General features: G+C 58.9%; 19 protein-coding genes. 1 reads left to right on the top strand and 18 read right to left on the bottom strand.

Features of this window, described 5'->3' with window-relative positions; genetic code table 11:
• Positions 1–11: 11 nt before the first annotated feature.
• The 7 genes from NKF27_RS04005 to NKF27_RS03975 form a co-directional block, all read right to left on the bottom strand.
• The gene (locus NKF27_RS04005) at positions 12–2,114 is read right to left on the bottom strand and encodes an NADH:flavin oxidoreductase (RefSeq protein ID WP_253555417.1); all 2,103 of its coding nucleotides are present in this window, start codon (positions 2,112–2,114) and stop codon (positions 12–14) included.
• Positions 2,115–2,343: 229 nt separating this feature from the next.
• Entirely contained in the window at positions 2,344–2,889 is a 546-nt protein-coding gene (locus tag NKF27_RS04000; protein WP_253555416.1) for a DUF5943 domain-containing protein, read from the bottom strand.
• A gap of 42 nt (positions 2,890–2,931) precedes the next feature.
• Positions 2,932–3,945: a dipeptidase gene (locus NKF27_RS03995; RefSeq protein ID WP_253555414.1), complete on the bottom strand. Its 1,014-nt coding sequence runs from the start codon at positions 3,943–3,945 to the stop codon at positions 2,932–2,934.
• Between the two features lie 285 nt (positions 3,946–4,230).
• Complete coding sequence (gene mtgA / locus NKF27_RS03990; RefSeq protein WP_253555412.1) at positions 4,231–4,929, bottom strand: monofunctional biosynthetic peptidoglycan transglycosylase; 699 nt, start codon at positions 4,927–4,929, stop codon at positions 4,231–4,233.
• A 198-nt stretch (positions 4,930–5,127) separates the two neighbouring features.
• Positions 5,128–6,243 carry a GlxA family transcriptional regulator gene (locus NKF27_RS03985; protein WP_045994991.1) on the bottom strand — a complete coding sequence of 372 codons (1,116 nt, stop codon included), beginning with the start codon at positions 6,241–6,243 and terminating at the stop codon, positions 5,128–5,130.
• A 581-nt stretch (positions 6,244–6,824) separates the two neighbouring features.
• Positions 6,825–7,682: an S-formylglutathione hydrolase gene (fghA, locus tag NKF27_RS03980; RefSeq protein ID WP_045994979.1), complete on the bottom strand. Its 858-nt coding sequence runs from the start codon at positions 7,680–7,682 to the stop codon at positions 6,825–6,827.
• A 209-nt stretch (positions 7,683–7,891) separates the two neighbouring features.
• Entirely contained in the window at positions 7,892–9,001 is a 1,110-nt protein-coding gene (locus NKF27_RS03975; protein WP_045994980.1) for an S-(hydroxymethyl)glutathione dehydrogenase/class III alcohol dehydrogenase, read from the bottom strand.
• 184 nt (positions 9,002–9,185) lie between these two features.
• Between NKF27_RS03975 and NKF27_RS03970 the strand changes: the two genes are divergently transcribed.
• Positions 9,186–10,115 carry a LysR family transcriptional regulator gene (locus NKF27_RS03970; RefSeq protein WP_253555410.1) on the top strand — a complete coding sequence of 310 codons (930 nt, stop codon included), beginning with the start codon at positions 9,186–9,188 and terminating at the stop codon, positions 10,113–10,115.
• Between the two features lie 96 nt (positions 10,116–10,211).
• Here the strand turns inward: NKF27_RS03970 and NKF27_RS03965 are convergent, their stop codons facing one another.
• The 11 genes from NKF27_RS03965 to NKF27_RS03915 form a co-directional block, all read right to left on the bottom strand.
• Complete coding sequence (locus NKF27_RS03965) at positions 10,212–11,135, bottom strand: tetratricopeptide repeat protein (protein WP_253555408.1); 924 nt, start codon at positions 11,133–11,135, stop codon at positions 10,212–10,214.
• On the bottom strand, positions 11,135–11,878 hold the full coding sequence (locus NKF27_RS03960) for a hypothetical protein (protein ID WP_253555406.1): 744 nt from the start codon (positions 11,876–11,878) through the stop codon (positions 11,135–11,137). Before NKF27_RS03960 ends, NKF27_RS03965 begins: the two co-directional genes overlap by 1 nt.
• A 258-nt stretch (positions 11,879–12,136) precedes the next feature.
• Positions 12,137–13,039 carry a tetratricopeptide repeat protein gene (locus NKF27_RS03955; RefSeq protein WP_253555405.1) on the bottom strand — a complete coding sequence of 301 codons (903 nt, stop codon included), beginning with the start codon at positions 13,037–13,039 and terminating at the stop codon, positions 12,137–12,139.
• Between the two features lie 268 nt (positions 13,040–13,307).
• A complete protein-coding gene (locus tag NKF27_RS03950; RefSeq protein ID WP_253555404.1) occupies positions 13,308–14,252 on the bottom strand; it encodes a tetratricopeptide repeat protein in 945 nt (314 codons plus the stop codon).
• Positions 14,231–17,758 (bottom strand): T6SS effector BTH_I2691 family protein, encoded by a 3,528-nt coding sequence (locus NKF27_RS03945; RefSeq protein ID WP_253555403.1) that lies wholly within the window; start codon positions 17,756–17,758, stop codon positions 14,231–14,233. The genes NKF27_RS03950 and NKF27_RS03945 overlap by 22 nt, the downstream gene beginning before the upstream one ends.
• Complete coding sequence (locus NKF27_RS03940; RefSeq protein ID WP_253555402.1) at positions 17,755–18,720, bottom strand: DUF4123 domain-containing protein; 966 nt, start codon at positions 18,718–18,720, stop codon at positions 17,755–17,757. The genes NKF27_RS03945 and NKF27_RS03940 overlap by 4 nt, the downstream gene beginning before the upstream one ends.
• A gap of 3 nt (positions 18,721–18,723) precedes the next feature.
• Positions 18,724–21,393: a type VI secretion system Vgr family protein gene (locus NKF27_RS03935; protein WP_253555401.1), complete on the bottom strand. Its 2,670-nt coding sequence runs from the start codon at positions 21,391–21,393 to the stop codon at positions 18,724–18,726.
• 71 nt (positions 21,394–21,464) lie between these two features.
• The gene (locus NKF27_RS03930) at positions 21,465–21,743 is read right to left on the bottom strand and encodes a PAAR domain-containing protein (protein ID WP_253555400.1); all 279 of its coding nucleotides are present in this window, start codon (positions 21,741–21,743) and stop codon (positions 21,465–21,467) included.
• Positions 21,744–21,754: 11 nt separating this feature from the next.
• Complete coding sequence (locus NKF27_RS03925) at positions 21,755–22,939, bottom strand: hypothetical protein (RefSeq protein WP_253555399.1); 1,185 nt, start codon at positions 22,937–22,939, stop codon at positions 21,755–21,757.
• Complete coding sequence (gene tssA, locus NKF27_RS03920; protein WP_253555397.1) at positions 22,936–24,054, bottom strand: type VI secretion system protein TssA; 1,119 nt, start codon at positions 24,052–24,054, stop codon at positions 22,936–22,938. Before tssA ends, NKF27_RS03925 begins: the two co-directional genes overlap by 4 nt.
• A 376-nt stretch (positions 24,055–24,430) precedes the next feature.
• Positions 24,431–24,976, bottom strand: coding sequence for a type VI secretion system tube protein Hcp (locus tag NKF27_RS03915; protein ID WP_045991880.1), 546 nt, complete (start codon positions 24,974–24,976; stop codon positions 24,431–24,433).
• Between the last annotated feature and the right edge of the window lie 25 nt (positions 24,977–25,001).

Below are 25,001 nucleotides of genomic sequence, written 5' to 3'. Positions count from 1 at the left end.
TCGTGGCTCGCTCAAACGTCCTTGCACAGACGCAGGGCGTCATAGATGGCGGCGTGCACATTGCGCGGGGCCACCCCGTCGCCCAGTCGGAACAGCACGAAACCGGCGCTGCGATCTCCAGCGCTGCGACCTTCTGCGTCCAGGTGCGCCAGGCAGGGCTGCGGCCTGGCCGCGTAGAGCGCTTCCAGATCGACCTGACCGCGATTGAGCGAGGCCTCCTTCATCTCGAGGTAGAGCCGCTCGTCCGGGCGCACGCCGTTCTCCACCACGATCTGGTCGACAACACGCTCTTCCTGCACCCCGCTGTACTCGTTCTCGAGCACCGCCACCAGCGACGCCCCCTCGCGGTAGACCTCGTGCAGCATCAGGTCCGAGGTCATGATGACCTCCTTCTCGTACAGGCTGCGGTAGTAGGTGGGGAAGGTAGTGCCCCCCACCGCGGCTCCGGGCTTGATGTCGTCGGTGACGATCTCGACCCGGGCGCCCTTGTCGGCCAGAAAGTCGGCAGCGGACACCCCGGAGAACTCGCAGATGGAATCGAACACCAGCACGTTCTGGCCCGGTGCCACCTTGCCCGAGAGGATGTCCCAGGTGCTGACAACCAGGCTCTTTTCCGGGTCAGGGTCGAAGCCCCAGTCGGCGTACTGGTCGAGAAACGGCCGCCCGCCGGTGGCCAGCACCACCAGGTCGGGCCTCAGGTCGTCGATGGTGGGCACATCGGCCCGGGTGCCCAGGCGCAGGTCCACCTTGAGCCGGGCAAGTTCGAGCTGATACCAGCGGGTAATCCCGGCGATCTGGTCGCGACTCGGGGCCCTGGCCGCCAGGGTGATCTGGCCGCCCAGGCTGTCCTCGGCCTCGAACAGGGTCACTTCATGGCCGCGTTCGGCCAGCACCCGGGCGGCCTCCATGCCACCGGGACCGCCACCCACCACCACCGCGCGACGCCTCGGGCCTTCGCTCTGGCTGATGACATGCGGCAGGCCCATGTACTCCCGCGATGTCGCCGCGTTCTGGATGCACAGCACGTCGAGGCCCTGGTACTGGCGATCGATGCAGTAGTTGGCGCCGACGCACTGACGGATCTGGTCGACCTGGCCCATCTTGATCTTGGCGATCAGGTGGGGGTCGGCGATATGCGCCCGGGTCATCCCCACCAGGTCGACGTAGCCGCCTTCGAGGATGCGGTTGGCCTGGGTCGGGTCCTTGATGTTCTGGGCGTGGATCACCGGCACGCTGACCACTTCCTTGATGCCTGCTGCCAGGTGCAGGAAGGGCTCCGGCGGATAGGACATGTTGGGAATGACGTTGGCCAGGGAGTTGTGGGTGTCACAGCCGGAGCCGACCACGCCGAAGAAGTCCACCTTGCCGGTGGCGTCGTAGTAGGCGGCGATAGCCTTCATGTCGTCGTGGGTCAGGCCGTCGGGGTGGAACTCGTCGCCGCAGATGCGCATGCCCACCACGAAGTCGTCGCCGACCTCGGCACGCACCGCCTTGAGCACCTCCAGGCCAAAGCGCATGCGGCCCTCGAAGGTGCCGCCCCAGGCGTCCTCGCGCTTGTTGACTCGGGGGCTCCAGAACTGGTCGATCAGGTGCTGGTGCACGGCGGACAGCTCGACCCCATCGAGACCGCCCTCCTTGGCCCGGCGCGCGGCCTGGGCGAAGTCACCGACGATGCGCCAGATTTCCTCCTCCTCGATGGTCTTGCAGGTGGAGCGATGGACCGGTTCGCGGATGCCCGAAGGCGACACCAGGGTGGGCCAGTCGTGGCCATCCCAGCGCGAACGACGCCCCATATGGGTAATCTGGATCATGATCTTGCCGCCGTGACGGTGTACCGCCTCGGCCAGATTCTGAAAGTGCGGGATGATGCGGTCGGTGGACAGGTTCACCGAACTCCACCAGGCCTGGGGGCTGTCGATGGAGACCACCGAGGAGCCGCCGCAGATGCATAGCCCGCAGCCACCCTTGGCCTTCTCCTCGTAGTAGCGCACGTAGCGCTCCGTGGTCATGCCACCGTCGGTGGCGTGGACCTCGGCGTGGGCGGTGCTGACCACACGATTGCGAATGGTCTGACTGCCGATGGTGATCGGCTCGAAGATCGCGTCAAAGGCCATGGGGAAACTCCTCTGCCCGGACGAAGGTGGAACCACGACAGACGCCTTGGCCTGCGGTGGTCGCTGACGGTGGTCGCTGACGTGAGTCGCTGGCTGGGCTCGCCGACGGGGGTTGCTGTCTGAGCTCGCCGACGGGGGTTGCTGTCTGAGCTCGCCGACCGGGTTCGCCAAACAGCGTCACCCAACAGGGAGACCAGGGCGGCGCGCCGAATCGACGGGATAGCGCAGCTCAGCGAGGCACGGGGGTGAGCGGCTGGACCTCGAAGCGGCCTACCTCGCAGCCCGGCTCGGCGGCGCTCTGGGTCTGCTCGGCCCGGGTGCGCAGTGTCGACCCCGAGGCCGCCAGGATCTGGTCCATGGCACCGGCGAACCAGCCGGTGAACATGTACTCGACCCGGTAGCCAACCTTGCCCAGCTGGTAGACGAAGGCGCTGTGTTCCAGTCGCACCCGGGCGGTACCCGCCTCCAGGTCGATGGCCTCGGTGATGAAGCGGCCCCAGCCTCGCTGGGACAGACGCGTCATGTAGTGCTCGAACACCGCCTCGCCGGCCAGACCGTGCAACTCGGCCTCCTTCTCGCACCAGTGCCAGGCGCTCTTGTAGCCGGCGTGGTAGAGAATCTCGGCGTAAGCCTCGACGCCCAGCGCCTGCTCCACGGCGATATGGTTGTTGATAAAGAAGTGTCGCGGCACATACAGCATCGGCAGGGCGTCGGTGGTCCAGACACCGGTCTCGACGTCCACCTCTATGGGCAGTTCAGGCGCCATCTTGGTCACGGTCGACTCCTTGGCAGGCGTTATTGTTGTGGTGGTTGTGTGCTATTCGCCCCAGACATCGGCCAGCACCCGTACCCAGTTCTCGCCCATGATCTTGCGCACCTGGGCTTCGCTGAGGCCGTGGCGCAGCAGCGCCTCGGTGAGGTTGCCGAACTCGCCGATGGTGCGAATGCCCTTGGGATTGATGATCTCGCCAAAGGAGGTCAGGCGACGGGCGTAGCCCTTGTCGTGGGTCAGCCACTCGAAGAAGGCCTGATCGTGGCCCTGGGTGAAGTCGGTGCCGATACCGATGGCGTCTTCGCCGACGATATTCATCACGTAGACGATGGCCTCGACGTAGTCGTCGATGGTGGCGTTGACCCCGGCCCGCAGGAAGGGGGTGAACATGGTCACGCCGACGAAGCCGCCGTGGTCGGCGATGAACTTGAGCTCCTGATCGGACTTGTTGCGCGGATGCTCCTTGAGCCCGGAGGGCAGGCAGTGGGAATAACAGACCGGCCTGGACGACTCGAGGATCACCTCGCGGGAGGTGTTGGCGCCAACGTGAGACAGGTCACACATCACCCCGACCCGGTTCATCTCGGCGACGATCTCGCGACCGAAGCCGGACAGGCCACCGTCGCGCTCGTAGCAGCCGGTGCCCACCAGGTTCTGGGTGTTGTAGCAGAGCTGGACGATACCGACGCCGAGCTTCTTGAAGATCTCGACGTAGCCGATCTGGTCTTCAAAAGCATGGGCATTCTGAAAGCCGAAGATGATGCCGGTCTTGTCTTGCTGCTTGGCACGCCGGATGTCTGCGGTGGTGCGCACCGGCAGCACCAGGTCGCTGCACTCTTCCATCAGCGCGTTGGTGGCCACGATATTGTCCACCGTGGCCTGGAACCCCTCCCACACCGACACGGTGCAGTTGGCCGCCGACAGCCCACCACGGCGCATGTCCTCGAGGAGTTCACGGCTCCACTTGGCGATGATCAGACCGTCGATCACCGTGGCCTCGCGGTGAAGCGCCCGGGCGTCGATGGCACCAGTTTCGGTTTGCGTCAGAGGGGAGTTCATCGCTGTTGTCCTTACCCGCTTCAGGGAGAGCGCCAGCAGCAGAACGCTGGCGTTGTGCGGGCAGGATAGCGCCGCCCCGGGGGGCCACGACGCCTGATTGCGACGACGAGAATTCCAAAAGCGTCACCGCCGTTCCGGCAGCGACAAAAGGCACCCGTGGGCAAAGGAAAGAAGCGAAACGACGCGCCTCAAAACACCGCGGAGACGTGCCGGGAGCAAAGGGGCGAAGAGGGAAAGAAGTGAATGGACAGAACCCAAAGGATCAAGGACTGCGACGCCTGCCGGCTACAGCTTCTCCAGGTAGCCAAGACCCAGGTTATTCATCTGTCGCTGAATCCAGGCGGCGTGACGGGCGGTGCGCGGCCCCGGGTGCGAGGCGCTGCGCTCTCGCGGGTTGGGCAGCACCGCCGCCAGGCGGGCCGCCTGGGCGGCGCTCAACTGATCGGCACCGACACCGAAGTAGTGGCGGCTGGCGGCCTCCAGGCCAAAGACTCCCCGATCGAATTCGACGATATTGAGATAGACCTCGAGGATGCGCTCCTTGGGCCACAGTAGTTCCATCAGGGTGGCGAACCAGGCCTCGAACACCTTGCGCACATAGTCCCGCCCGGTCCACAGAAACAGGTTCTTGGCGGTCTGCTGGGTAATGGTGCTGGCCCCGCGCAGCGAGCCACCATTCATCGCAGACTCGATGGCACGCTTCAACTCCACCAGGTCGAAGCCATGATGATCGGGGAAGCGCTGGTCTTCCGCCGCGATTACCGCCAGCTTGGCGTTGTCGGACAGCTCATCCCAGGGACGCCAGCGCTGCTGGATGTCCAGCGACTCGCCGGAGAACCAGGACGAGACCTCGCGCTCCAGCATCACCATGGAGCCGAATACCGGCACCACGCGAAACACCAGCACCAGCACCACGGACCCCAGCGCAAAGGCAAGGGTGGCGCGTAGCAGAAGTCGGCTGAGAGGGCGCCACCAGTTGCGCATGCATCGGGCTCGGTTGGAATCGATCCGGGGAGTATATCAAGGCCTTGGGTGGGGCGGGCAATCGCCGCTGTCAGCATTTTACCGGTGTGGCCAAAGGCTCTTCTGCCGATATCTGGCGTCCAGGCATGCCGAAGCCTGGTCCCTGGCTTCGTCCAGCAAATTCAGCCAGCGAAGGCGCATTGTTCAACACGCTCTTCGCTACTTGGGCAACACCTTGAAGCTGCCGTAGGTCGGCTCCCCGCGCGCTTCTTCCAACGCCGACAGCGCCCGGGACACCGGTTCGTCAGGGGCGGCCGCCAGCAGCGGGGATACGGTGCTACCGGCCACCACCGGTGAGAAGGCGCTCCAGCCCAGGCGTTCCTCCCGCGGCGGCAGGCCGAAGCACTCGCGGTAGCACTTGGAGAAGTGCGGGGTGGAGACGAAGCCACAGGCGGCGGCGATATCGATGATCGACATCGAGGTCTGCTTCAACAGCTGACGCGCGCGATTGAGCCGCAGGCGCATGTAATAGCGCGACGGCGAGCAGTGCAGGTTGCGCTGGAACAGCCGTTCCAGCTGGCGCCGCGACAAGCTGACATAGCGGGCCAGTTCGTCCAGGTCGATGGGCTCTTCAAGGTTGTTCTCCATCAGCGCGACGATCTCCTGCAGTCGCGGCTGGGTGGTGCCGAGCATATGCTTGAGCGGCACCCGCTGCTGGTCCTGCTCGCCACGCACCCGATCGCACACGAACATGTCGGAAATGCCCGCCGCCAGCTCGCGCCCATGGTCACGCCCGATCAGCGTCAGCATCATGTCCAGCGGCGCGGTGCCGCCGGAGCAGGTGAAACGGTCCCGGTCCATGGCGAAAAGCTTCGAGGTCAGGCCGATGCCCGGGTAGGCCTCCTGCAGCGCTGCCTGGCATTCCCAATGGGTGCTGACCTCATAACCCTCGAGCAACCCGGCCCGGGCCAGCGCCCAGGCGCCGGTACACACCGAGCCAAATCGCTTGAGGTGGCGTGCCTGGGCTTTCAGCCAGCTGACGTGGCCCTGGTGCACATGCCGGGTCGGCGCCACGCCGCCGCAGACCACGACCATGTCCAGCGACAGCGGCACCGTGATCGACGAGTCCGGCGTCACGGTCAGACCGTCGCTGGCCTGAAGCGGCGCACCATCCAGGCTCAGGGTGAACCAGCGATAGAGTTCCTGGCCCGATAACTGGTTGGCCATGCGCAGCGGCTCGATGGCCGAGGCCAGCGAGATCAGGGTGAAATGCTCGAGCAGCAGAAAACCTACGGTCTGTGGCCCCTCGGGCCGGCTAGGCAGGGTCATGGTCATCTTCTCCACAGCGTCGGCCTCCTCGTCGCAAGCCACGAGGTACCGTCACGTCCATTTGTTGTTATCGCGACGTCGTAAACGGAACAGGACTCGCGCATGGTGTCGACACCCTCGACGTTGCCAGCGTCGCTACGGGTATCGCAGGCAGGAGCGTCCGTGCTTTTCTCCGACGACTTTACGCCTGGCGACTGAGTCTCGGCATCACAATAATCGCTATCGGCTGCCGCTTGACCAGTCGTCTCCGACAATGATGTCGCTGGTGACTATGACGAGGTCGCATCTGTCACCTGACAAGGCAAAGGATCGGCCATATTTCCCCATTCACGACAGGGCTATCTCTCCAGGCGACCCGTCGATGCCTTGCCGGGACGCCGCCTTTGGCTCGCCAGCCAACTCATGCCCGGCCCCCTGCCCGGACACGCCAAAACCCAGCACTCTCTTCCCCCACTCAATGGTTCGGAAGTTCAGGCCGCAGAAATCTTGGACCCAAGAATCAAGCGCCCAGAAACGCCACGGCCCCCGATGATCGGGGGCCGTGGCGGATACCTTGGAGGGTACTACAGGTTGGCGAGAAGTCTCGCTCAGCGCTTCGCGTAGAGCTTCTCGGCGTGGTAGCGCAGGTGATCCTCGATAAAGGTCGCGATGAAGAAGTAGCTGTGGTCGTAGCCGGGCTGGCGACGCAGGATCAGCGGGTGATCGCGCTCGGCACAGACCGCCTCGAGCCGCTCTGGGCACAACTGCTCATCGAGGAAGTCATCGGCGTCGCCCTGGTCGATGAACAACGGCTGACGCGAGGCGCCACGGGCCACCAGCTCACAGGCGTCGTACTGGGTCCACTTGCTGGAATCCTCGCCCAGATAGGCCGAGAACGCCTTGCGCCCCCAGGGGCACTGGGTCGGATTGACGATCGGCGAGAACGCCGACACCGAGCGGTAGTGCCCCGGCTTGCGCAGCGCCAGAATCAAGGCACCGTGGCCTCCCATGGAGTGACCACTGATGGACTCGCGACCGTTGAGCGGGAAGTGCTGACGAACCACCGAAGGCAGCTCTTCGGTGACGTAGTCATACATCCGGTAGTGGGCCTTCCACGGCTCCTGGGTGGCGTTGACGTAGAAGCCCGCCCCTGAGCCCAGATCATAGCTGTCGTGCTCACCCGGCAGGTCAGTCCCCCGGGGGCTGGTGTCGGGGCAGAGGATGGCGATGCCCAGTTCCGCCGCCAGCCGATGGGCACCGGCCTTCTGCATGAAGTTCTCGTCGGTGCAGGTCAGCCCCGACAGCCACCACAGCAGCGGCACCTTCTCCGTCTCGGCCTGGGGCGGCAGATAGATGGCGAAGGTCATCTCGCAGTCCAGCGCCCGCGAGTGATGACGATAGCGCTTGTGCCAGCCGCCGAAGCTGCGGTTGGCGCTGACCAGTTCCAGATGTTCGCTCATGGACATGGCGACTTCCCCTCAACGATGAAGCCCCGAGGTCCGGGGCGGATAAAACGACGCGGTTCGTTCTGGCGGACGACGCGGCCGTCTGGCGGTGGGGCGAGCTGGCATCAATACTGCGCCAGCATTCGACTCACCGCCAATCGGCGCCCGCCTGGCCCATCGCTTGGGTCAGGCGGGCGTGGCCTCATCAGCGCCGTCTCGATGCTACCGGCTCAGTAATGCAGTACGGTGCGGATGCTCTCGCCGGCGTGAAGCAGGTCGAAGGCTTCGTTGATCTTCTCGAACTCCATGTTGTGGGTGATGAAGTCGTCGATGTTCAGCTCGCCCTTCATGTACTGCTCGACGTAGCCCGGCAGCTGGCTACGGCCCTTGACGCCACCGAAGGCGGAGCCCTTCCATACCCGACCGGTCACCAGCTGGAAAGGCCGGGTGGAGATCTCTTCGCCGGCACCGGCGACACCGATGACGATCGACTCGCCCCAGCCCTTGTGACAGCACTCCAGCGCCGAGCGCATGACGTTGACGTTGCCGATGCACTCGAAGGAGTAGTCGACGCCGCCGTCGGTCAGGTCGACGATCACCTGCTGGATGGAATCGCTGTAGTCCTTCGGATTGACGAAGTCGGTGGCGCCAAACTGCTTGGCCAGCTCGAACTTGTCCGGGTTCACGTCGATGGCGATGATACGACCGGCCTTGGCCATCACCGCACCCTGGATTACCGCAAGGCCGATGGCACCGAGACCGAACACAGCCACGGTGGCGCCCGGCTCGACCTTGGCGGTGTTCATCACCGCGCCGATCCCGGTGGTCACCCCGCAGCCGAGCAGGCAGATCTTGTCCAGCGGCGCTTCCTTGGACACCTTGGCCAGCGAGACCTCCGGCACCACGGTGTACTCGCTGAAGGTGGAAGTGCCCATATAGTGATAGAGCGGCTTGCCGTCCAGCGAGAAGCGCGTGGTGCCGTCAGGCATCTGGCCCTTGCCCTGGGTGGCACGGACCGAGCTGCACAGGTTGGTCTTGCCCGAACGACAGAACTTGCACTCGCCGCACTCGGCCGTGTACAGCGGGATGACGTGGTCGCCGGGCTTCAGGCTGGTGACGCCCTCCCCCACTTCTTCGACCACACCGGCACCCTCGTGACCCAGTACCGAAGGAAACAGCCCCTCCGGGTCGGCCCCGGACAGGGTATAGGCGTCGGTGTGACAGACACTGGTGGCGACCACCCTGACCAGCACCTCGCCGGCCTTGGGGCCTTCGACGTCGATTTCGGTCAGGGTAAGCGGCTTGCCGGCTTCAAGGGCAATGGCGGCGCGAGACTTCATGGCAATCTCCTCGGATCGGGGGCTGCACGACAGGCAAGAACGACCAAGCCTGGCGCACTGACGTAAGGGGCACGGGTCATCCTGACCCGGTGGATGATGACCACAGTCTAGACCTCGCTACGGACTGGGATAAAGCACGCATTCGGCATAACATTGTTGCTGTCTCGCAACAATGGAGAGCGCCATGCATCCTTGGGCCGGCATCGAAGCCTTTATCGAGGTGGTGCGCCTGAAGTCCTTTGCCGCCGCCGCCCGACGCCTGGGTGTATCCAGCTCCCACGTCAGCCGACAGGTGGCCGCCCTGGAGAGCCGCCTCGATACGCCGCTTCTGTATCGCACCACCCGCCAGATAAGCCTGACCGAGGCCGGTCGGCTCTACTATCAACAATGCGAGGCACTGGTCGACGGCTTTCGCGAGGCCGACGCCGTGGTCAAGGACTTCGAGGCTCACCCCAGGGGCGAGCTGGCGCTGACCTGCGCCACCACCTTTGGCGAGCGCTACGTGGCGCCTCTGATTAATGACCTGTTGATCCAGTACCCCCAGCTCGGCGTGCGCCTGCACTTCACCAACCGCCAGGTGGACCTGATCGAGGAAGGCTTCGATATCGGTATCCGCATGGGCACGCTGGAGGACAGCACCATGATCGCCCGTCGTCTGGCAGATCGTCGCGAGTACGTGGTGGGCTCCCCCGACTACTTCCAGCGCTACTCGCAGCCCCACGCCCTGTCCGAGCTGAAGCACCACCGCTGCCTGCATGGCTCACGCGATCGCTGGCGCTTCGCCGTCGACGGCATTCCCCGGGAAGTGGCGATCAAGGGGCCCTGGCAGGGCAACTCCGGCCCGGCCCTGCTCGACGCCGTGCTGAAGGGCGTGGGCCTGGGTCAGCTTCCCGACTACTACGTCGAGCATCACCTGGCCCGGGGTGAGCTGGTCTCGGTGCTCGACACCTACCGTCACAGCGATACCGGCGTCTGGGCCGTCACCCCCCACCACCGCCACCGCTCCCCCAAGGTCCGCGTGGTCATCGACTACCTGGCCGAACATCTCGCAGAGCGCCTGCCACCGCGATATCGCGACAGGCGAGGCACCGACGAGCCAGCGACATCCGACTAACCCCAGCGACAAAAAGGCCCTCGATACGTTTTGGTATCGAGGGCCTTCGACAGCTGGTCACCAAAAGCCTTGCCTCCTATTGCCTGCCACCTGCGACTACTGAAAGGTCCCATCCTCCTGATACTCCAGGCCGTAGTAGCTGGAGACAAAGATATTGTGTTCTTCCTGCCACAGGCGAGAAAGGCGGATCGCCTTATGGATCTGCTCGGGGGTCATCTTTTCTTCGATGCGAGCTTTGTCGGGAGCGCTGCCGGGGGAGAGGAGATCGTAGTATTTGTAGGCTTGGACGAGGTCGATATCCGTACCTATCCCTTCTTCGTAGGCTTTTGCCAAGCCAGAAAAACCATCCAATTCATCACCGTGTGGTAGCCTTTCAGCAGCCAGAAGCCATTCAAAAGCTTTTTCATCACTTTGCTTAACTCCGAGCCCTTCATAATACAGCCAAGCTAAATTTACCGCAGATAATTTATCGCCTTGCTCAGCCGACCTACTAAACCAAAGATGTGCTTCATAAAAATCGTCGTCAACAAGATTTTCAGGATCACTTCCACTATAGAGATGACCTAACTTTCGCTCCGAGCGTAAGAAGCCAAGATCTGCAGATGACACTAAATATAGCATTGCGACCTCCTTGTTCTTCTTAACACCTACACCGTTTAAAAAAATAGTATACAGTTCGAACCCCGCATCTACCGCTCCCCGTTTCCAAGCCCTTACTAATTTATTCCTACCGAGATCAGGGTCTGCATCAACATTGACCCCTGTCATTCTACCAAAATATGCAACACCAGTATAATACTCACAAAACAAAGTTCGCTCTTCTACAGAGTTTCGGAAGCAGTCAAAGTTTCTATTTTCATAATGACGAATCAGAAACAACTCATCCCCAACCGTATTAAAAATAACGGGTTCACCTTCCATTGAAACAAAAAAACGTTCGCTTACAAGATTTTCTTCGTCATAGCAACCGGATATGAGAAAAAGGAGACAAGACACCAAGACCTTCAAAAAATTGCGCATCACCAACTCATCCTAAATGGTGCAGAATCAACGTTCCCCGATGTATCATTAAAAATTTTTACGCGCAGTTCTGCTCCACTATCTCCTAACTGGGAGGACATATATGAGTGAGTCTCACTAATAGTGTAAAAACCATCTTTCTTTTCAGCAAAACCATTATCACCTATCGAGCTTGCACTCTTTTTCTCTAGTACGGTTTCGCTTTGATTCACTTCGTACACAGAACTAAAAAGCTTTTCCACTCCGCCTAATGACTTTTCCCTATAAAGTGAAAACTCCAACCTCATCTTCCCCAAATCCGGCACCAGCACTTTAATATTAAACCTCTTCCCGTTCGGCGGAAACATCATTCCCGAAGCGGAATGGGGGTCGGACACAGCCTCAACAATCTTTTCCCCGAACAATCCATCACGTATATTGACGTGCTCCCAAGTAATATCCACCGTCAGCCCCTTGAATACCAAACCGAGTGAAGCCAGCTCCTCTTCACCTGAGCGAAACGGTTCAATTTGTCCGAGATGATTGCCGAAGAAACTTCGATTTATCCACATTCTGACCGCTTTGGCGACGAGCTCTACATAAAGGTAAGCGAAGAAAAGTGCAATTCCTCCAACCACAAGCCCGACAAAGGCCACGGGAAGACCACCAACGAAAAGACTTATCAGACCTATCGCCCCACCGGCGATGGTTAGACCAGATTGCAGATTGCTTCTTCCCGCTGCCTCTTGCGACAACCCAAGCATCTTCTCCTAGGGCGTCTCACTTAGCTTATTCAGACCGTCAAAGATACTAATGACATCACCGACGGTGCTGAATATCGTCAAGTTCTGCAGCCGTATTCTCCAAAACCCGGTTGGAGGATAGCCGGAGAGTAGGTTGCCAAAGCATCTGTAATGGTAACGGAGCTATTTTATTGCGGCCTCAAAAAAGCAGGCCCTCAGCTCGGATGTGGCGGAGGGCCAGCTAATTTAGAAACCTAAATATCGCTTTCGGGAAGTGCATCACTGAAAGGTCCCATCCTCCTGATACTCGAGGCCGTAGTAGCTGGAGACAAAGATATTGTGTTCTTCCTGCCACTGCCGGGAAAGGCGGATGGCCTCACGGATCTGTTCGGGGGTCATTTGTTCTTCAAGGCGGGCTCTATCGGGAGCGCTGCCGGGGGATAGAAGGTCGTAATATTTGTAGGCTTGGACGAGGTCGATATCCGTACCTATCCCTTCTTCGTAGACTTTTGCCAAGCCAGAAAAGCCATCCATCGGATTTCCATAAGGAAGTTCTTCGACCTTTGAAATCCATTCAAATGCAGTTCTATCATCACGTTCAACTCCTTTGCCAGCGTGATAAATCCCAGCTAAATTAACTGCTGCTATTTTATCACCCTGCTCTGCAGCTTTTAAAAACCAAAATATCGAGAGATCATATTCTCTACCCAACAAACCGTACCGGCCTCTTCCAGCATACTCGAACCCCAGTTCCCGCTGTGATTTAATATATCCGTTCTTTGCTGATTCTTGAAGATAGTAAAGAGAGACATCACCATTTATATCAACGCCAAGCCCAAGGCTATAAATCTCATAAAGATGATAACCTGCATCAACAACTCCCTTTCGCCACATTTCAGTTAACAGTTTCACTCCTTCAGGTTTGTTTTTTTCCCTTTCATAACCTCGAAATACAGAAACAGCAAAAAGATAACCTTCTTCGAGGTCTCCAGAAAAATATCCTTTCTCCAAATCCTGAATTGATCTATTGGCGAAAAACTGGCTTAGCGAAAATGCACCACCATCATTATTAATGATAACAGGTTCGCCTTCAATCAAAACGGCATTACTTTCACTTGATCCGCCACTGCAACCACACAACAATACTGTGGAAAAAATTAGAAAGAAAATGAAAAATCTCAAGGATCATTCTTCCAAGACAAAAGTATATTGATAACCTCTCGACGAGGATGAATCACTCAACCACCAGCACCAATGACATTTAGTAATGTCAACTTCTCTGGTGTATTCTCCAGAATCCGGTTGGACGATAGCCGTAGAGTAGGTTGCCAAAGCATCTGTAATGGCAACGGAGCTATTTTATTGCGGTCTCAAAAAAGCAGGCCCTCAGCTCGGATGTGGCGGGGGGCCTGCTAATTTAGAAACCTAAATATCGCTTTAGGGAAGTGTATCACTGAAAGGTCCCATCCTCCTGATACTCGAGGCCGTAGTAGCTGGGAACAAAGATATTGTGTTCTTCCTGCCACTGCCGGGATAGACGGATAGCTTCTTGGATCTGCTCAGGTGTCATTTGTGCTTCCAGGCGGGCTATATCTGGGGCGCTGGCAGGTGTTACCAGATCATAATACTTATAAGCTTGAACAACATCAACTTTTGTTCCAATACCAAGTTCATAAAATTCCGCCAACTTTCTTAGTCCAGTCACCTCATCACCATATGGCATGTCTTCTACTTTCGACAACCACTCAAAGGAAAGCTCGTCATCTCTCTCAACACCAAGGCCTTCATGTAACATTAATGAAACATTCACGGTAGAAAGCTTATCTCCTTGACTCGCCGCCTTCATGAACCAAAAAAAGGATTGAGCATAATCTTCATCAAATGAATCTTGCAACACCTTACCACCGTACGCCTGCGCAAGAACTTCTTGTGATTTTGCATATCCAGAACTTGCAGAAGAAACTAAATACTGAACACCCAACTCTCTATCGATGCAAACATCTATTCCATTATAGAAAATCTTATAAAGATCGTACCCTGCATCAACGACCCCTAGCCCCCATGATGTTTCGAGCAGTTCTACTGCACTTACATCCAACTCCAAAGCATCGTAACCTGGCATTCTCTGATAAAGTAAAACTCCACCCAAGTACATATAGTAAGGATCTTTTCCCTCCAACTTTTCTTCCAAAATTGGTGGAGAGATTTCTCGAACTACATCAACATAAGATAACGGGCTTGAGTCAGGATTGTATACTTTCCCTCCATCACCCAAAACTACAAAATTATATTCGTTATCACATATTCCACAGCCAGAAAAAAAAACGAACACCCCGCCCCACCACCACCAACCAAACCTCGAAACCACCTGTATCATGGCTCTTGTATATCGCATACAAAAACTCCAGAAGCACTACCAGGGTTATTCCCAGGAGAGTCAATCTTGACTTTCAACTCAACTTCACTATCTAGACTTCCACTTTCATAAACACCAACAATATCAACCTCAAAATAATCTCCATTTTGTGTTGCCTCATTAGAAAAAGACATAGAGTAGTTATTTTCAACCGCTATCGCTTTAACCCCCTCTTGTTTAGAGACAAACTCATGAGCCGTTGAAAACAGTCTAGTGTCAAGAAGACCTCCAGTAGATAGAAAATCAATAGTCAGTCTAGCTTCATCTATACTCGGAGCGATGACCTTTACTTTAAACCTCTTCCCATTCGGCGGAAACATCATTCCCGAAGCGGAACGAGGGTCGGACACAGCCTCAACAACCTTTTCCCCGAAAAATCCATCACGTATATTGACGTGCTCCCAAGTAATATCCACCGTCAACCCTTTGAATACCAAGCCTAGTGAAGCTAGCTCCTCTTCACCTGAGCGAAACGGTTCAATTTGTCCGAGATGATTGCCGAAGAGACTTCGATTTATCCACATTCTGACCGCTTTGGCGACAAGCTCTACATAAAGATAAGCGAAGAAAAGTGCAATTCCGCCAACCACAAGCCCGACAAAGGCCACGGGAAGGCCACCAACGAAAAGACTTATCAGACCTATCGCCCCACCGGCGATGGTTAGACCAGATTGCAGATTGCTCCTTCCCGCTGCCTCCTCCGACAATCCAAGCTTCTCTTCATGATTGGTTTCAATTAACTGATTCAAACCATCGTAGATGCTGATGACATCACCGACGGCGCCAACGGCGCTGAACACAGTCAACTTCTCCGGGCGAATTTTGAAGATACTACTGGCAGTCGAAGTAGCGAGTGACCCGGCTGTATCCAATGCATTAACGATGCCACGAAGCTCGAGAATGGCATCATACATACCTTTTCCTGCCTTCACTAATATTCCAATAGCTGAGGCAATCTTGGCTTTGTCAGCGTTTTCATCTTCCGATCGGCCAAGAAGCTCGTCGATAAGCACATTAATCGACAGAATAACACTAATGCTAGAGGCCAAATATTTTCCGAGAGGTTCCGCGACTGAAAACCTGGATATCTCCTTTACCGTTGCCAGTTCAATAAAAGACGTGCCAACAGATACGAAAGACCTCATGTTTTCGGTTTTCCATTGTTCAATATCCTCATCATCCACGGCATCGATATTGGCGTTTTCCAGATTAACAACCGGGATATACAACGTAATATCTGAAGTTCCATCGAGAGGGGTACCACCTACATAGATGTTTCCTCCTTCGCCATCTGGAAATGCCATGGAGTTATCAACGATCGGCGTTTTTGCGTCCGGCTGATTTTGGTTAGCCATATGGACAAGCCATTGTTGAAAGTCGTTAGGTTTAAGCCTCACCTTCATTAATTGCAATGGCTCTTGTCGATATTCCTGATCCTCCTCACCACTCCCACGAACAGCAAGCTGAGCACAGTAGAGCATCTGAGTATACCGAACGAAGGTCTCCACCGGAGGCCTATCACCTTCACCTCCTTGAAGCCTTACTGATGCCATGGAATTGCTTACCAAACTGATCAATGGTGGTAGTATTGATTGCACTCGGCGTTCCAGCTCATCTTGAAGATGACCGTACGGCCTTAACAGGTCGTTAAATCGCCCAATCCACTCGTCCAACCTCGCTCTTCCTAAATAGACACCTCTAGACAAACTCGTCGCTTGAGTTACCGCATTATTGATCAGTAGTTCATTATTACAGAACAAGGATTTAACGATCACCGAATCTGACGATGAAATTTCATTGGAGAGCTCCTTCCAGACACCAAATGTCGAAGGAGACAAAATACCACCGGTCAACAGTGCGGTGACGAGTGCTGATAGTCCAAGGCCCGCTACAAAGTCTTCGCTGCTATAGCGACCCATAATGGGTTCGAGGTGATACTTTATCCATAAGGCATAATCTGCATCGAAGGAGTCCTCCAACCATTGGGTCGCTTCAACCATGACGGAATATTCTTCTCGAAAAGAATCAAGAGCATTTCTATTTTCATCATAAAAGTCAAGAAGCTTGCTATCATCATAGAGTTCTCTAACTTGCTTATCGCGATCCTTTGCTAGTTCTTCTGCTTCCCCATCCGCTTCTTCCCTTCGTGAGTTTAAAACATCCTCAACATTTTCATACCTTTCCTCATACACCTCTATCAGCTCCTCATACTCTCTTTTCAAGGCTGCATTACCTGTTGAAACCGCCTTGTCTTCATATTTTTTAATCTTTTCTTCAAGTCTCCCTTGCACTCGCTCTTCTAAGTTGTCATAAATCTCATATATCGATTTCACCTGCGCTCTCTTAAAATTCTCTCGGAACGCATCCAGCGCTTGCATAAACACCAGCTTTCGCTGATTTTCCTTATTATTGCGATAAAGATAATCCTGAAACTCCTTGACTGGCTCCATGCGATAAGCATTCAACTCATCGATAACTCCAGCTTCATCGTTGACGGCCAGAATCATCTCCTGTCCCTGTAACCAGTCGGCATGATTGCGCAGTCGCGCGCGCATGCTCTCTTTCATTTCCTCCGGAGTGAACAGGCGCCGCGCATCACTGACCGGCCAGAAAAAATCCATTCGCTCGACCGATCCTCCGCAGTACTCGGCAACCAGATCGAGGTCCTTCAAGGAAAATGTATTACGCTCTCTAAAGTCTTCATCTCCCGGTTTGCTAAGATTATTCTCGGGGTTGTTGTTATTGTTGTCGCTATCGCCTGACGCCGAAGGCTCCCCAGTGATGACAAACTTCTGCATATTTTTTTCACGCCAATCATCATTGCCCTCTATCATCGAGAGGTGTTCTCGGGACCATGGGTGCTCGGTGTAGGCGTAATAAAAGACGTCACCCATGGCGACTCTTGGCAATGTGACAACGGAGGCGCTGAGAGCCTTGCGACGTCCTTCTTCTTCGGGGGCGTTCCGGCAACTGAAGCTCGTTTGGTCCGGAGTAGGAGGAGTATCCCTAACACTATACTGATGGAACATTCCATCGGCACTTACCACGAAGGCGTACCAATAGAAAGGGCGGTTGATCCGGTCAAACACATAGAAATAGCCGGGACGCAATTGGCGAAGGATATACTTGCTTGTCTTACCATCCCGCCACTGGGAAAGACGAGCGAGAAGGTCAGGGTCTAGAGCATCTTGCAAGCCAGCATTTTCAATACGCTCAATCAGACTATCGCTGGATCGTTTGTTGACTTCCCGCCCGTTCTCTAGTGCCTTATTCAGGGTAATCTTGGTGAACTCCTCGACCCTGCTAGGCGGTAATTCAGGAATATCATTATTGCTTTCAATGTTCTTGCACACCGCATAGCGCACGGGCAGGATCGGAAACCCCTCGCGTTCGCACTGCGGGCATCGGCCAGTACGGCCTTGGCACTCGCGCTCCCGGTCCTGTTCTTCCAGGTCATCGACGACGTTTGACAGTCCATTGCTCATGTTAGTCGGTGCTCCAAATCGTGTTTGATGCTGTCCCAGTCCGGGTCACTGATTCGTCTGATCGCCAGGGTGAAGGGTTCGGTCTCTCCGCCACTGGGCAGCAGGCGCTGAATCGCGGGGTGGCGATAAAAGCCAGGGGTCAGCAGGCCATGGGCAACAAACAGGCGCTGATCCTTGGCGTCTTTCAGGCCATGGGCTTCGGCCTTGACCAGCAGTTCGTCCATCTCGGCGGGAGTGACATGGCGCTTGTCGGCGCGCTTGAGGCGACGCCATCCTTCCAGGCACGCATTGACCTGCCCAATGCGCTTGACCGCCTGCCATTGGTGAGGGGCCAGGGAGGTACGAGGCAACGGCGTGGAGAGCGGGGGCATCTGCACGCCTTGCAACTGGCGCTGGTGGTCGAGGAACCACCAGGCGTCAATCGGGCCAAGCAGGTGGTTGAGCTGCTGGGGCAAGAGAATCTCCAACAGACGCTCGAAGACGCGGGGGTCCTGGTAGCGAAACAGCGCGGGTTTGGGACCTGTACTGCGAATGACGCGCTGCTGATACAGGTGGTTGACGATGTGCGCAAGCGAAGCGCGGCTGTAGACCCAGCCACAGAAGGGCACCGGGTCGAGGTGCGAGTCGGGCGTGCGTTCGATTTCCTGCGCGACTTCCGCTTCAAGCTCGGCGGCAAGCCCGTCGGTCAGCGCCTGCCCCGCAAGTCCGACAGGTTGCAGGTAAAGCCGCTGTTCGGGCTTCTGGGCCACGAAGGGATGCTTGATCTGAGCGCAATCGCGCCTGGCGCTGTCCCCGAGCCCCCTGCCGGGGCTGCCATCGGGGTCTACCAGCCGATACAGGCGTCCGCCGCCCTGGGCACCCAGCGCCTGAATCGCCTCGATCATCGCCCGGGTACCGGGAGTCAGACGATGGGCCGCCGCCTGTTGAAGAGGCAAATCGTCGGGAAGGTGGTTGTCGTGCATGCGCTAGCCCTCCACGATGCCATCACCGCCCGCGGCACCTTTTTCGTTGGTGCGCTCGCAGATGACGTCGGTGAATTCAGGCAGGTCGGTAAGTTCTGCACTCAGACTCGCGGGGCCTGCGAAGTTGTGCTGGGCACCCTTGATGTCGATCTTGCCCGGGGCGTGCACTTCGATATTGCCGTCCTTGAGCCGCACGTAGGCGCCGGCGCAAGTCAGCAGGATCTCCTTGGCGGCGCTGACTTCCACGCTGTCCTCGGTGGAGGTCACGCTCAGGGTCTTCTCGGCGGTCAGGGCCATCTCGTCGCTCTGGGCCTGCACCTCGACCTTGCCCTGGGCGGCGAACAGCTTGATCCCGGCGCGCTGCACGAACAGCGAGAGCTTCTGGCCCATGGTCGCGACCAGGCTCTTGCCGGCGGCCAGGTTGATGTCCTCGCCGCTGGTCACCGTCAGCGACTTGTCCTGGGCGAAATGGGTCGACTGCGGGGTGCTCATGGCAATGCCGGCGGGTGAGGCCAGGTGCAACCAGGGGCTCTCGAGCCGCCCGGCCTCGCCCCGCCCTGCCAGGCTTGCGCCTTTGGCGGTGGACTGGTCGGCGGACTGGTCAACGTCCCGGCCAGACGCCGCCCCGCTGGACTCACCGTAGGTGGCCTTGGCGTCTTCGCTGGCCCGCTTGATGTCGCCGCGCACCTCCAGCGCTTCGGCGTCGTGTTCGGCGGCGCTCTGGCTGAGGGTATCGGCGAGCTGCCAGGCGCTGTCGAGTTCACGGTAGACCGGGGACAGCGCGAGCTGTTCGCCGCTGGCACCGAGCTGCCCCCAACTGGTCAACAGCAGGCCGGCGTTGGCGCGCACCGCACCGTAGGCGTCGGTGCGCAGCTCGAAGCCGGTACCACGAAAGGCGCCCCTGGTGTTGCCCTGCTGGTGGATCAGGTAGCCCAGGTTCAGTTGGCTCTTGGCGTGCTCCGAGTTAAGGCGCACCCGCTCCTGGTCGGTGGCATCGTCAAACACCAGTTCGTTGTACTTGCCGCCCCTATAGGTCTTGGACTTGAAGCCCGACAGGAGGCCGTTGGAGTGCCATTCGGGACGCTGGTCACCGTTGTAGACCCGCCCGGTAACCAGCGGGCGATCCGGGTCACCCTCCAGGAAGTCGACGATCACCTCCTGGCCGATGCGCGGCACAAACACGCCGCCCCAGCCGCCGCTGGCGTTAGGCTGGGCGACCCTGAGCCAGCAGCTCGATTGGGCGTCATTGCCACCAAGCCTGTCCCAGTGGAACTGCACCTTGACCCGATTGAGCCGGTCGGTGTGGATCTCTTCACCTTCGGGGCCGACCACGATGGCGGTCTGGGGGCCGCCGACCACGGGACGGGGGTGATCGAGCGACGAACGGTAGGGCTGGCTCAAGCGCTGGGCTTCGAAGTCGACCAGGTAGTGGCCGGTGCCGGCACGCTGATAGTCGTCGCGGTGGAGGCTCTCGTCTTCCAGGCCGTGGGCCCGGCGGGCACGATCAAGCTCCTGCTGCAGGCTGCCCGGCAGGGTGGTCAGGTGGGCCGACACCGGCAGAGCGTTCTCGGCGTGCACGCTAAGGCCCAGCAACAGAAAGGTGCGCTCGTCGCTGTCGCCGTGCTGGTGACGTTCGTGCTGGGTCAGCTCGAAGTGACGTCCTACCTGAAGCTGGCGGGCGCCGCCGGCACCGAAGAAGCGCTTGGCCTTTGATTCCAGCGCTTCGAGCCGGTTGGCGGTCAGGCGTTCGCCACGAAAGTGGTCGCGATAGTAGTACTCGCCAGGACTGTCGTAGACCTCCTGGTCGGTCAGGTTGCCCTGATTGTGCAGGGTGTCCAGCGAGGTTCGCTTGATCAGCCTTGGCTGCTTGTAGTCGAAGGTGCCAAGGCTGACCCGATTGGGTTGCTGTTGGCGCCGTCCGCCCCACTGGGTAATGGCGTCCTCGGTCTCGGTGGCGTCCTGGCGGTGGAAGCGAATCTGGTGAGGGGCGACCGCATCGCAGGTCGCCACGTCATCGGTGATCACCAGCCGATGACCGAGCCCTGCAGCGCCAGTCGCCGCGTTCTCGCTCTCGCCCGCGTTCTTACCGTCATTTTCCGGGTTGCCCAGATGCTCGAAGTAATAGAACAGGCCCTCCTGCTCCATCAGGCGATTGACGAAGTGGTAGTCGCTTTCCCGGTACTGGACGCAGTAGCTGCGCGCCGGGTACTCGCGCCTCAGATCGAAGCGCCAGCCGCCGTGGGCCACCTCATGGCCCTGAAACACCCGCTCGATCACCTCGATGGCGCTCAGATCCTGAAAGATGCGACTGTCGCGGCCAAGCTCGAGCATGGTCAGCCAGGGCACCAGGCTCAACTGGTAGTAGTAGACGCCGCCGTCCTCGCCCAGCAGCGCAGCGGACTCCACCAGCGCCGAGAGTTGCCGATACTGGCCATCGGCCTGGCGTATCGACAGTGTCGCGGGTCTGGCCATCAGCGATTTGAGCTCGATGTTGCCGGACTGAGAGATGGCGTCGAGCCGGAAACGAAACGGCCGCGAGATACGTTCCTCACCCACCAGACGATGAGGGATCAGCTCGACACCCTCCAGCGCCAGGGTGACTAGCCGCTGATGCTGCGACAGGCTGACGTCGAACGACGCCAGCATCTTGTCCAACCACGATGAGTCATTCATTGCCTTTGTCCTTTGCTGCGATGCCCGAAGGGCCTTCCATGGCGATGTCGGCGGTCAGAAAAAGAAGGGGCTCAGCCAAGTCCGTGGACGCCGCCACAAGCCGAGCTCAAGGTTGCGCCGCAGGCGGTGTGGCAGCCGTGAAAGGCCACGCTCTTGCCGTTCAGGGTGATGGTGGGGTGGCCTTCGACGATGGGGCAGACGCCATGGCCCTTCTGCGGGCAGGCCACCATGTCCCCGACCACCGCGACCGGGGTGCCGTTTAGCAGGTAGTTGGACTGGGCGCTGACCACGGTGCCGCCGTGGCTGGTGGTATCGCCCAGGACGATGATGCCGTCTCCAGAACCGAACATGGGTAGCCTCCTCAGGTGGTGGTGTAGTGGGACTCGAGACGCGTCTGGGCAGCGCTGTCGAGACTTGCCGGCAGAAGGGCCAGGGCGCGACTGCTGTGGTCGTCGCTTAATTGCAGCAACACCGCACCGCTGCGACTGCGATCGCCCACCAGGGCGACGACCAGCTGCAGCGCGATCAGCGCCGTTCCCGGCCAGCCGAAGTGATAGTCGATACACCGACATTCTTCGCCGAGATCGAGCTCGGGCCAGAGCGTCAGCAAGGCGCCTGCGAGGTCGGCACGTCGCCCCGGCAGGTCCAGACTGTCGGCGACCACGACGCCAGGAGCGTTGCCCGCGGTTGCCCCTTCGTCAGGCCAGACCCTGGCCAAGATCTCTGCCAGGGACTGGTAGCGCTGGCGTCGTGTCAGGTCCGTGCGCCTGTTGTGCTCGAGCATCACCCCGCGCTTCAGCAGATAGCCGTCACCGCCTCCGTATCCGTCCTCAGCTATCCGCTGGATCATCAAGGCGACTGCGGCTTCTGAAGGTTTGATGCCCTGGGGATTGCGCGTGGTCGCAAGCTGCTGTCGAGCGCGCAACTGGCCGATGCCGTGGGCGTGAAGGACACAATCGATACTGAGCCACAGCACATGCCCAGCCCCCCCGGTGGCAGGTGTCGCGAGGGTGTCATGGAGGTCCTGATGGTCTGGCACCAGTCGCAGTCCCGTCATGCGGGGGTACGCCAGTGACCCGCGCAGGCTGACGTCCAGCATGTCTCGCAGCACTGTCGTGTGCCCCTCGACCGGCATGCTCAGCACTACTTCGAAGCCGGCCTCCGTTGGCAGCCGCTCCAGCAGGGTCATGGCCTCGCCGACCAGCGCCCGGGCCAGCTCATACAGGCGGCGCGCCCTGTCACCCTGAAGGGCCAGGGGCTCGCCGAGCGTTCCGAACTGGCAGTCGATTCGATGCACCAGCAGACTTTCACTGGCCGCCAGGGACGTATCCACGACGGCAGCCTGCTTGTCCGGCATATTCCCCCACCCCACCAGTCCCGCCGAGGTCAGCGCCACGCCATCGATCACCCTCAGCCGGTCAGGGTCGTAGCGCCGTTCCGGTGCTGGCGTTGCCTGCTGCCTGGCCATCTGCTCGAGGGTCGATTGCCGTGGCCTGAGGCGGTCGTACAGCGACGCCCTGCTTGAATCCCTGTCCCCTCGGTTCATGAGCTGTGCTCGTCTCTGGTCTGGGTGCCCAGGGTTTCGCGGATGCTATCGACGACGTTGTCCTCGCGAATCACGTCACGCAGCCAGTCTTCCAGCGGCATGCGACCCCAGCGCACCGCTCGTTCGACCAGATAAGGTACCGGGCTGTGAGGCTCGGCGGCCTTGAAGTACTGGGCTACCGCACCGAGCATGGCAAAGGCTTCTTCGCGGGTCTCCGGGGTGGTGCGAAGCGCGCCGCTTGGACGTTGAGATCGCGCCGGGGTGCTGGCCTGCGGTGTGGGCGAGTCTTCCGGGATGCTGTCGTCTTGTGCTGGATCCTCAACGACGTCGAGACGAACGCCCTTGTCACCCAGCAGGCGCTCGATCAAGCCAAGACAGTCCTTCAGTACCGTCGACAGTCGGCTGAAGCTCGGCGCCAGGTCGCCGAGCCGGGCGACCAGCACGGCATCCAGCGATGACAGCGCGTGCAGGCAGGCTTCGATATGGCGGTAGCGCTCGATCAGTCGTTCGGGGTCTGTCAGCACCACCGAACGCTGGAAGATCTCGGCATTGATCTTGCCTTCCTTGAGCGCCTCGTCCATGACGGTGGGGTCATTGCGCGCCAGGTTCTCGACCTGGCGTGACTCTTCGTAGCGATCCAGGCCATAACCGTGATCACTGCTCTGAGTCCCGCCCTGACCATCGAGTAGGGCGATGCTGCCGACCATCGACGCCAGGGTATCGTCCAGCCAGGTGAAGCGCCCCAGGCGTTCTTCCTCACCCTCTTCCAGGGTGGGATAGAGCACCCCCCAGTAGGTCTCGCACAGGGCCGCCACCAGCTCCAGCCCGAAGGACAGGCCAGCAAAGCCATCACGATGGGCCAGTCCTTCGCACAGCCAGCCGGCCAGCATCAGGTCCTTGCTCTGCTCGGCCAGGGCCTGGGACGACAGCGCGATCACCCCGTTCCAGTCGGCGCGCTTGAGGTCCGACTGCCAGTCACCCTGGCTTAAGTAGCTGGGGTCGGCTCGCCGTGCTTCCTTGATCTCATCGACCACCAGCGAAAAGCTCAGGTCCTCCCCTACTCCCTGCTCACCGATCGGCGCGAGCAGGGCCTCGCGATTCCATTCATCGACCATGGGCGTTGTCTCCTGCATCTAAGGTCACACCGGGGGCATCCCTTGCCCCGGGCGCTTGTGTTTCTGGTAGTCGTCACTGGTGGCCGTCACCGGCGTCCACCATGAGGTGTCGTCATCGATGATCGATCCCAGGCAGCCGGGTTCTGCGGTGTACTTCAGGCGTTCTGGTCCGGCCTTGTGGTCTGGCTTGCTTTCCTTGGCGTGTTTTCCTTGGTTTGCTTTCCTTGGCCTTCTGGCCTGGCTTCCTGGTCAGCCCCCGGAGATAACACCACGGGCTCGAGGGGCTGACCGGGAAGCACGGCCATGGGTTGCCCCATGGCCGTAACCCGCCCGACGTCTCTTCAACCAGCAGATGTCAGGCGTTCCCAAGCGTTGATCAGGAGTACACGCGGTTGCGGGTACGGTCCCAGCCACCGGCGATGTTGCCGCCACCCTGGCCGTCCTGGCGCTTCTGCTGGGTGTAGGTGACCTTGATTCGCGAGTAGTTGAACTTGATCTCCTCGGTCGGCAGGTCATGACGGGAGTCATGCACGGAGTCCGTGCCACCGCCGCTGCCGGTGTCGGAGAAGCCCGACATGCCTTCCATCTCGGTGGAAGAAACGATTACTTCCTCCAGCCGGACTTCGGCGTAGCGCACCTGCTCACCACCGGCACGGTGCACCTGCAGCACCACTTCCTTGATGTGCTGGCCGCGGCAGCAGGCTTCGAACAGTTTCGGAGACGCCTTGTCGATGAACTTCTTGATGGCGAACTCGCTGAGATTGACGCGCTCGGCAGAGGCACCACCGGCGGAACTGGCGGTGGCCGAGGTGGACTGACTGGCGCCGAACTCGAAGCTGAGCAGCTCGATCCAGTCGGTGTGGTTGGAATCCAGGCTTTCACCGGGGATACCGTCGACCTTGAGGTATGCATCAAATGCCATGTGTTGTCTTCCTTTTGATTGCGAT

It is taken from the genome of Halomonas sp. DN3, from assembly GCF_024137905.1.
Classification (GTDB): domain Bacteria; phylum Pseudomonadota; class Gammaproteobacteria; order Pseudomonadales; family Halomonadaceae; genus Halomonas; species Halomonas litopenaei.
Note: the sequence above shows the minus strand (reverse complement) of the source record. Positions and strands in the feature narration are given on the sequence as shown.

Coding starts and splice junctions, on each gene's coding strand:
- NKF27_RS03940 (WP_253555402.1), bottom strand. CDS start 18,720: ATGCACGACAACCACCTTCCCGACGATTTGCCTCTTCAACAGGCGGCG.
- NKF27_RS03925 (WP_253555399.1), bottom strand. CDS start 22,939: ATGAACCGAGGGGACAGGGATTCAAGCAGGGCGTCGCTGTACGACCGC.
- NKF27_RS03960 (WP_253555406.1), bottom strand. CDS start 11,878: ATGCTTGGGTTGTCGCAAGAGGCAGCGGGAAGAAGCAATCTGCAATCT.
- NKF27_RS03995 (WP_253555414.1), bottom strand. CDS start 3,945: ATGAACTCCCCTCTGACGCAAACCGAAACTGGTGCCATCGACGCCCGG.
- NKF27_RS03950 (WP_253555404.1), bottom strand. CDS start 14,252: ATGCGATATACAAGAGCCATGATACAGGTGGTTTCGAGGTTTGGTTGG.
- NKF27_RS03930 (WP_253555400.1), bottom strand. CDS start 21,743: ATGTTCGGTTCTGGAGACGGCATCATCGTCCTGGGCGATACCACCAGC.
- NKF27_RS03975 (WP_045994980.1), bottom strand. CDS start 9,001: ATGAAGTCTCGCGCCGCCATTGCCCTTGAAGCCGGCAAGCCGCTTACC.
- NKF27_RS03985 (WP_045994991.1), bottom strand. CDS start 6,243: ATGACCATGACCCTGCCTAGCCGGCCCGAGGGGCCACAGACCGTAGGT.
- NKF27_RS04005 (WP_253555417.1), bottom strand. CDS start 2,114: ATGGCCTTTGACGCGATCTTCGAGCCGATCACCATCGGCAGTCAGACC.
- mtgA (WP_253555412.1), bottom strand. CDS start 4,929: ATGCGCAACTGGTGGCGCCCTCTCAGCCGACTTCTGCTACGCGCCACC.
- NKF27_RS03965 (WP_253555408.1), bottom strand. CDS start 11,135: ATGCGCAATTTTTTGAAGGTCTTGGTGTCTTGTCTCCTTTTTCTCATA.
- fghA (WP_045994979.1), bottom strand. CDS start 7,682: ATGTCCATGAGCGAACATCTGGAACTGGTCAGCGCCAACCGCAGCTTC.
- tssA (WP_253555397.1), bottom strand. CDS start 24,054: ATGGTCGATGAATGGAATCGCGAGGCCCTGCTCGCGCCGATCGGTGAG.
- NKF27_RS03945 (WP_253555403.1), bottom strand. CDS start 17,758: ATGAGCAATGGACTGTCAAACGTCGTCGATGACCTGGAAGAACAGGAC.
- NKF27_RS03935 (WP_253555401.1), bottom strand. CDS start 21,393: ATGAATGACTCATCGTGGTTGGACAAGATGCTGGCGTCGTTCGACGTC.
- NKF27_RS03915 (WP_045991880.1), bottom strand. CDS start 24,976: ATGGCATTTGATGCATACCTCAAGGTCGACGGTATCCCCGGTGAAAGC.
- NKF27_RS03970 (WP_253555410.1), top strand. CDS start 9,186: ATGCATCCTTGGGCCGGCATCGAAGCCTTTATCGAGGTGGTGCGCCTG.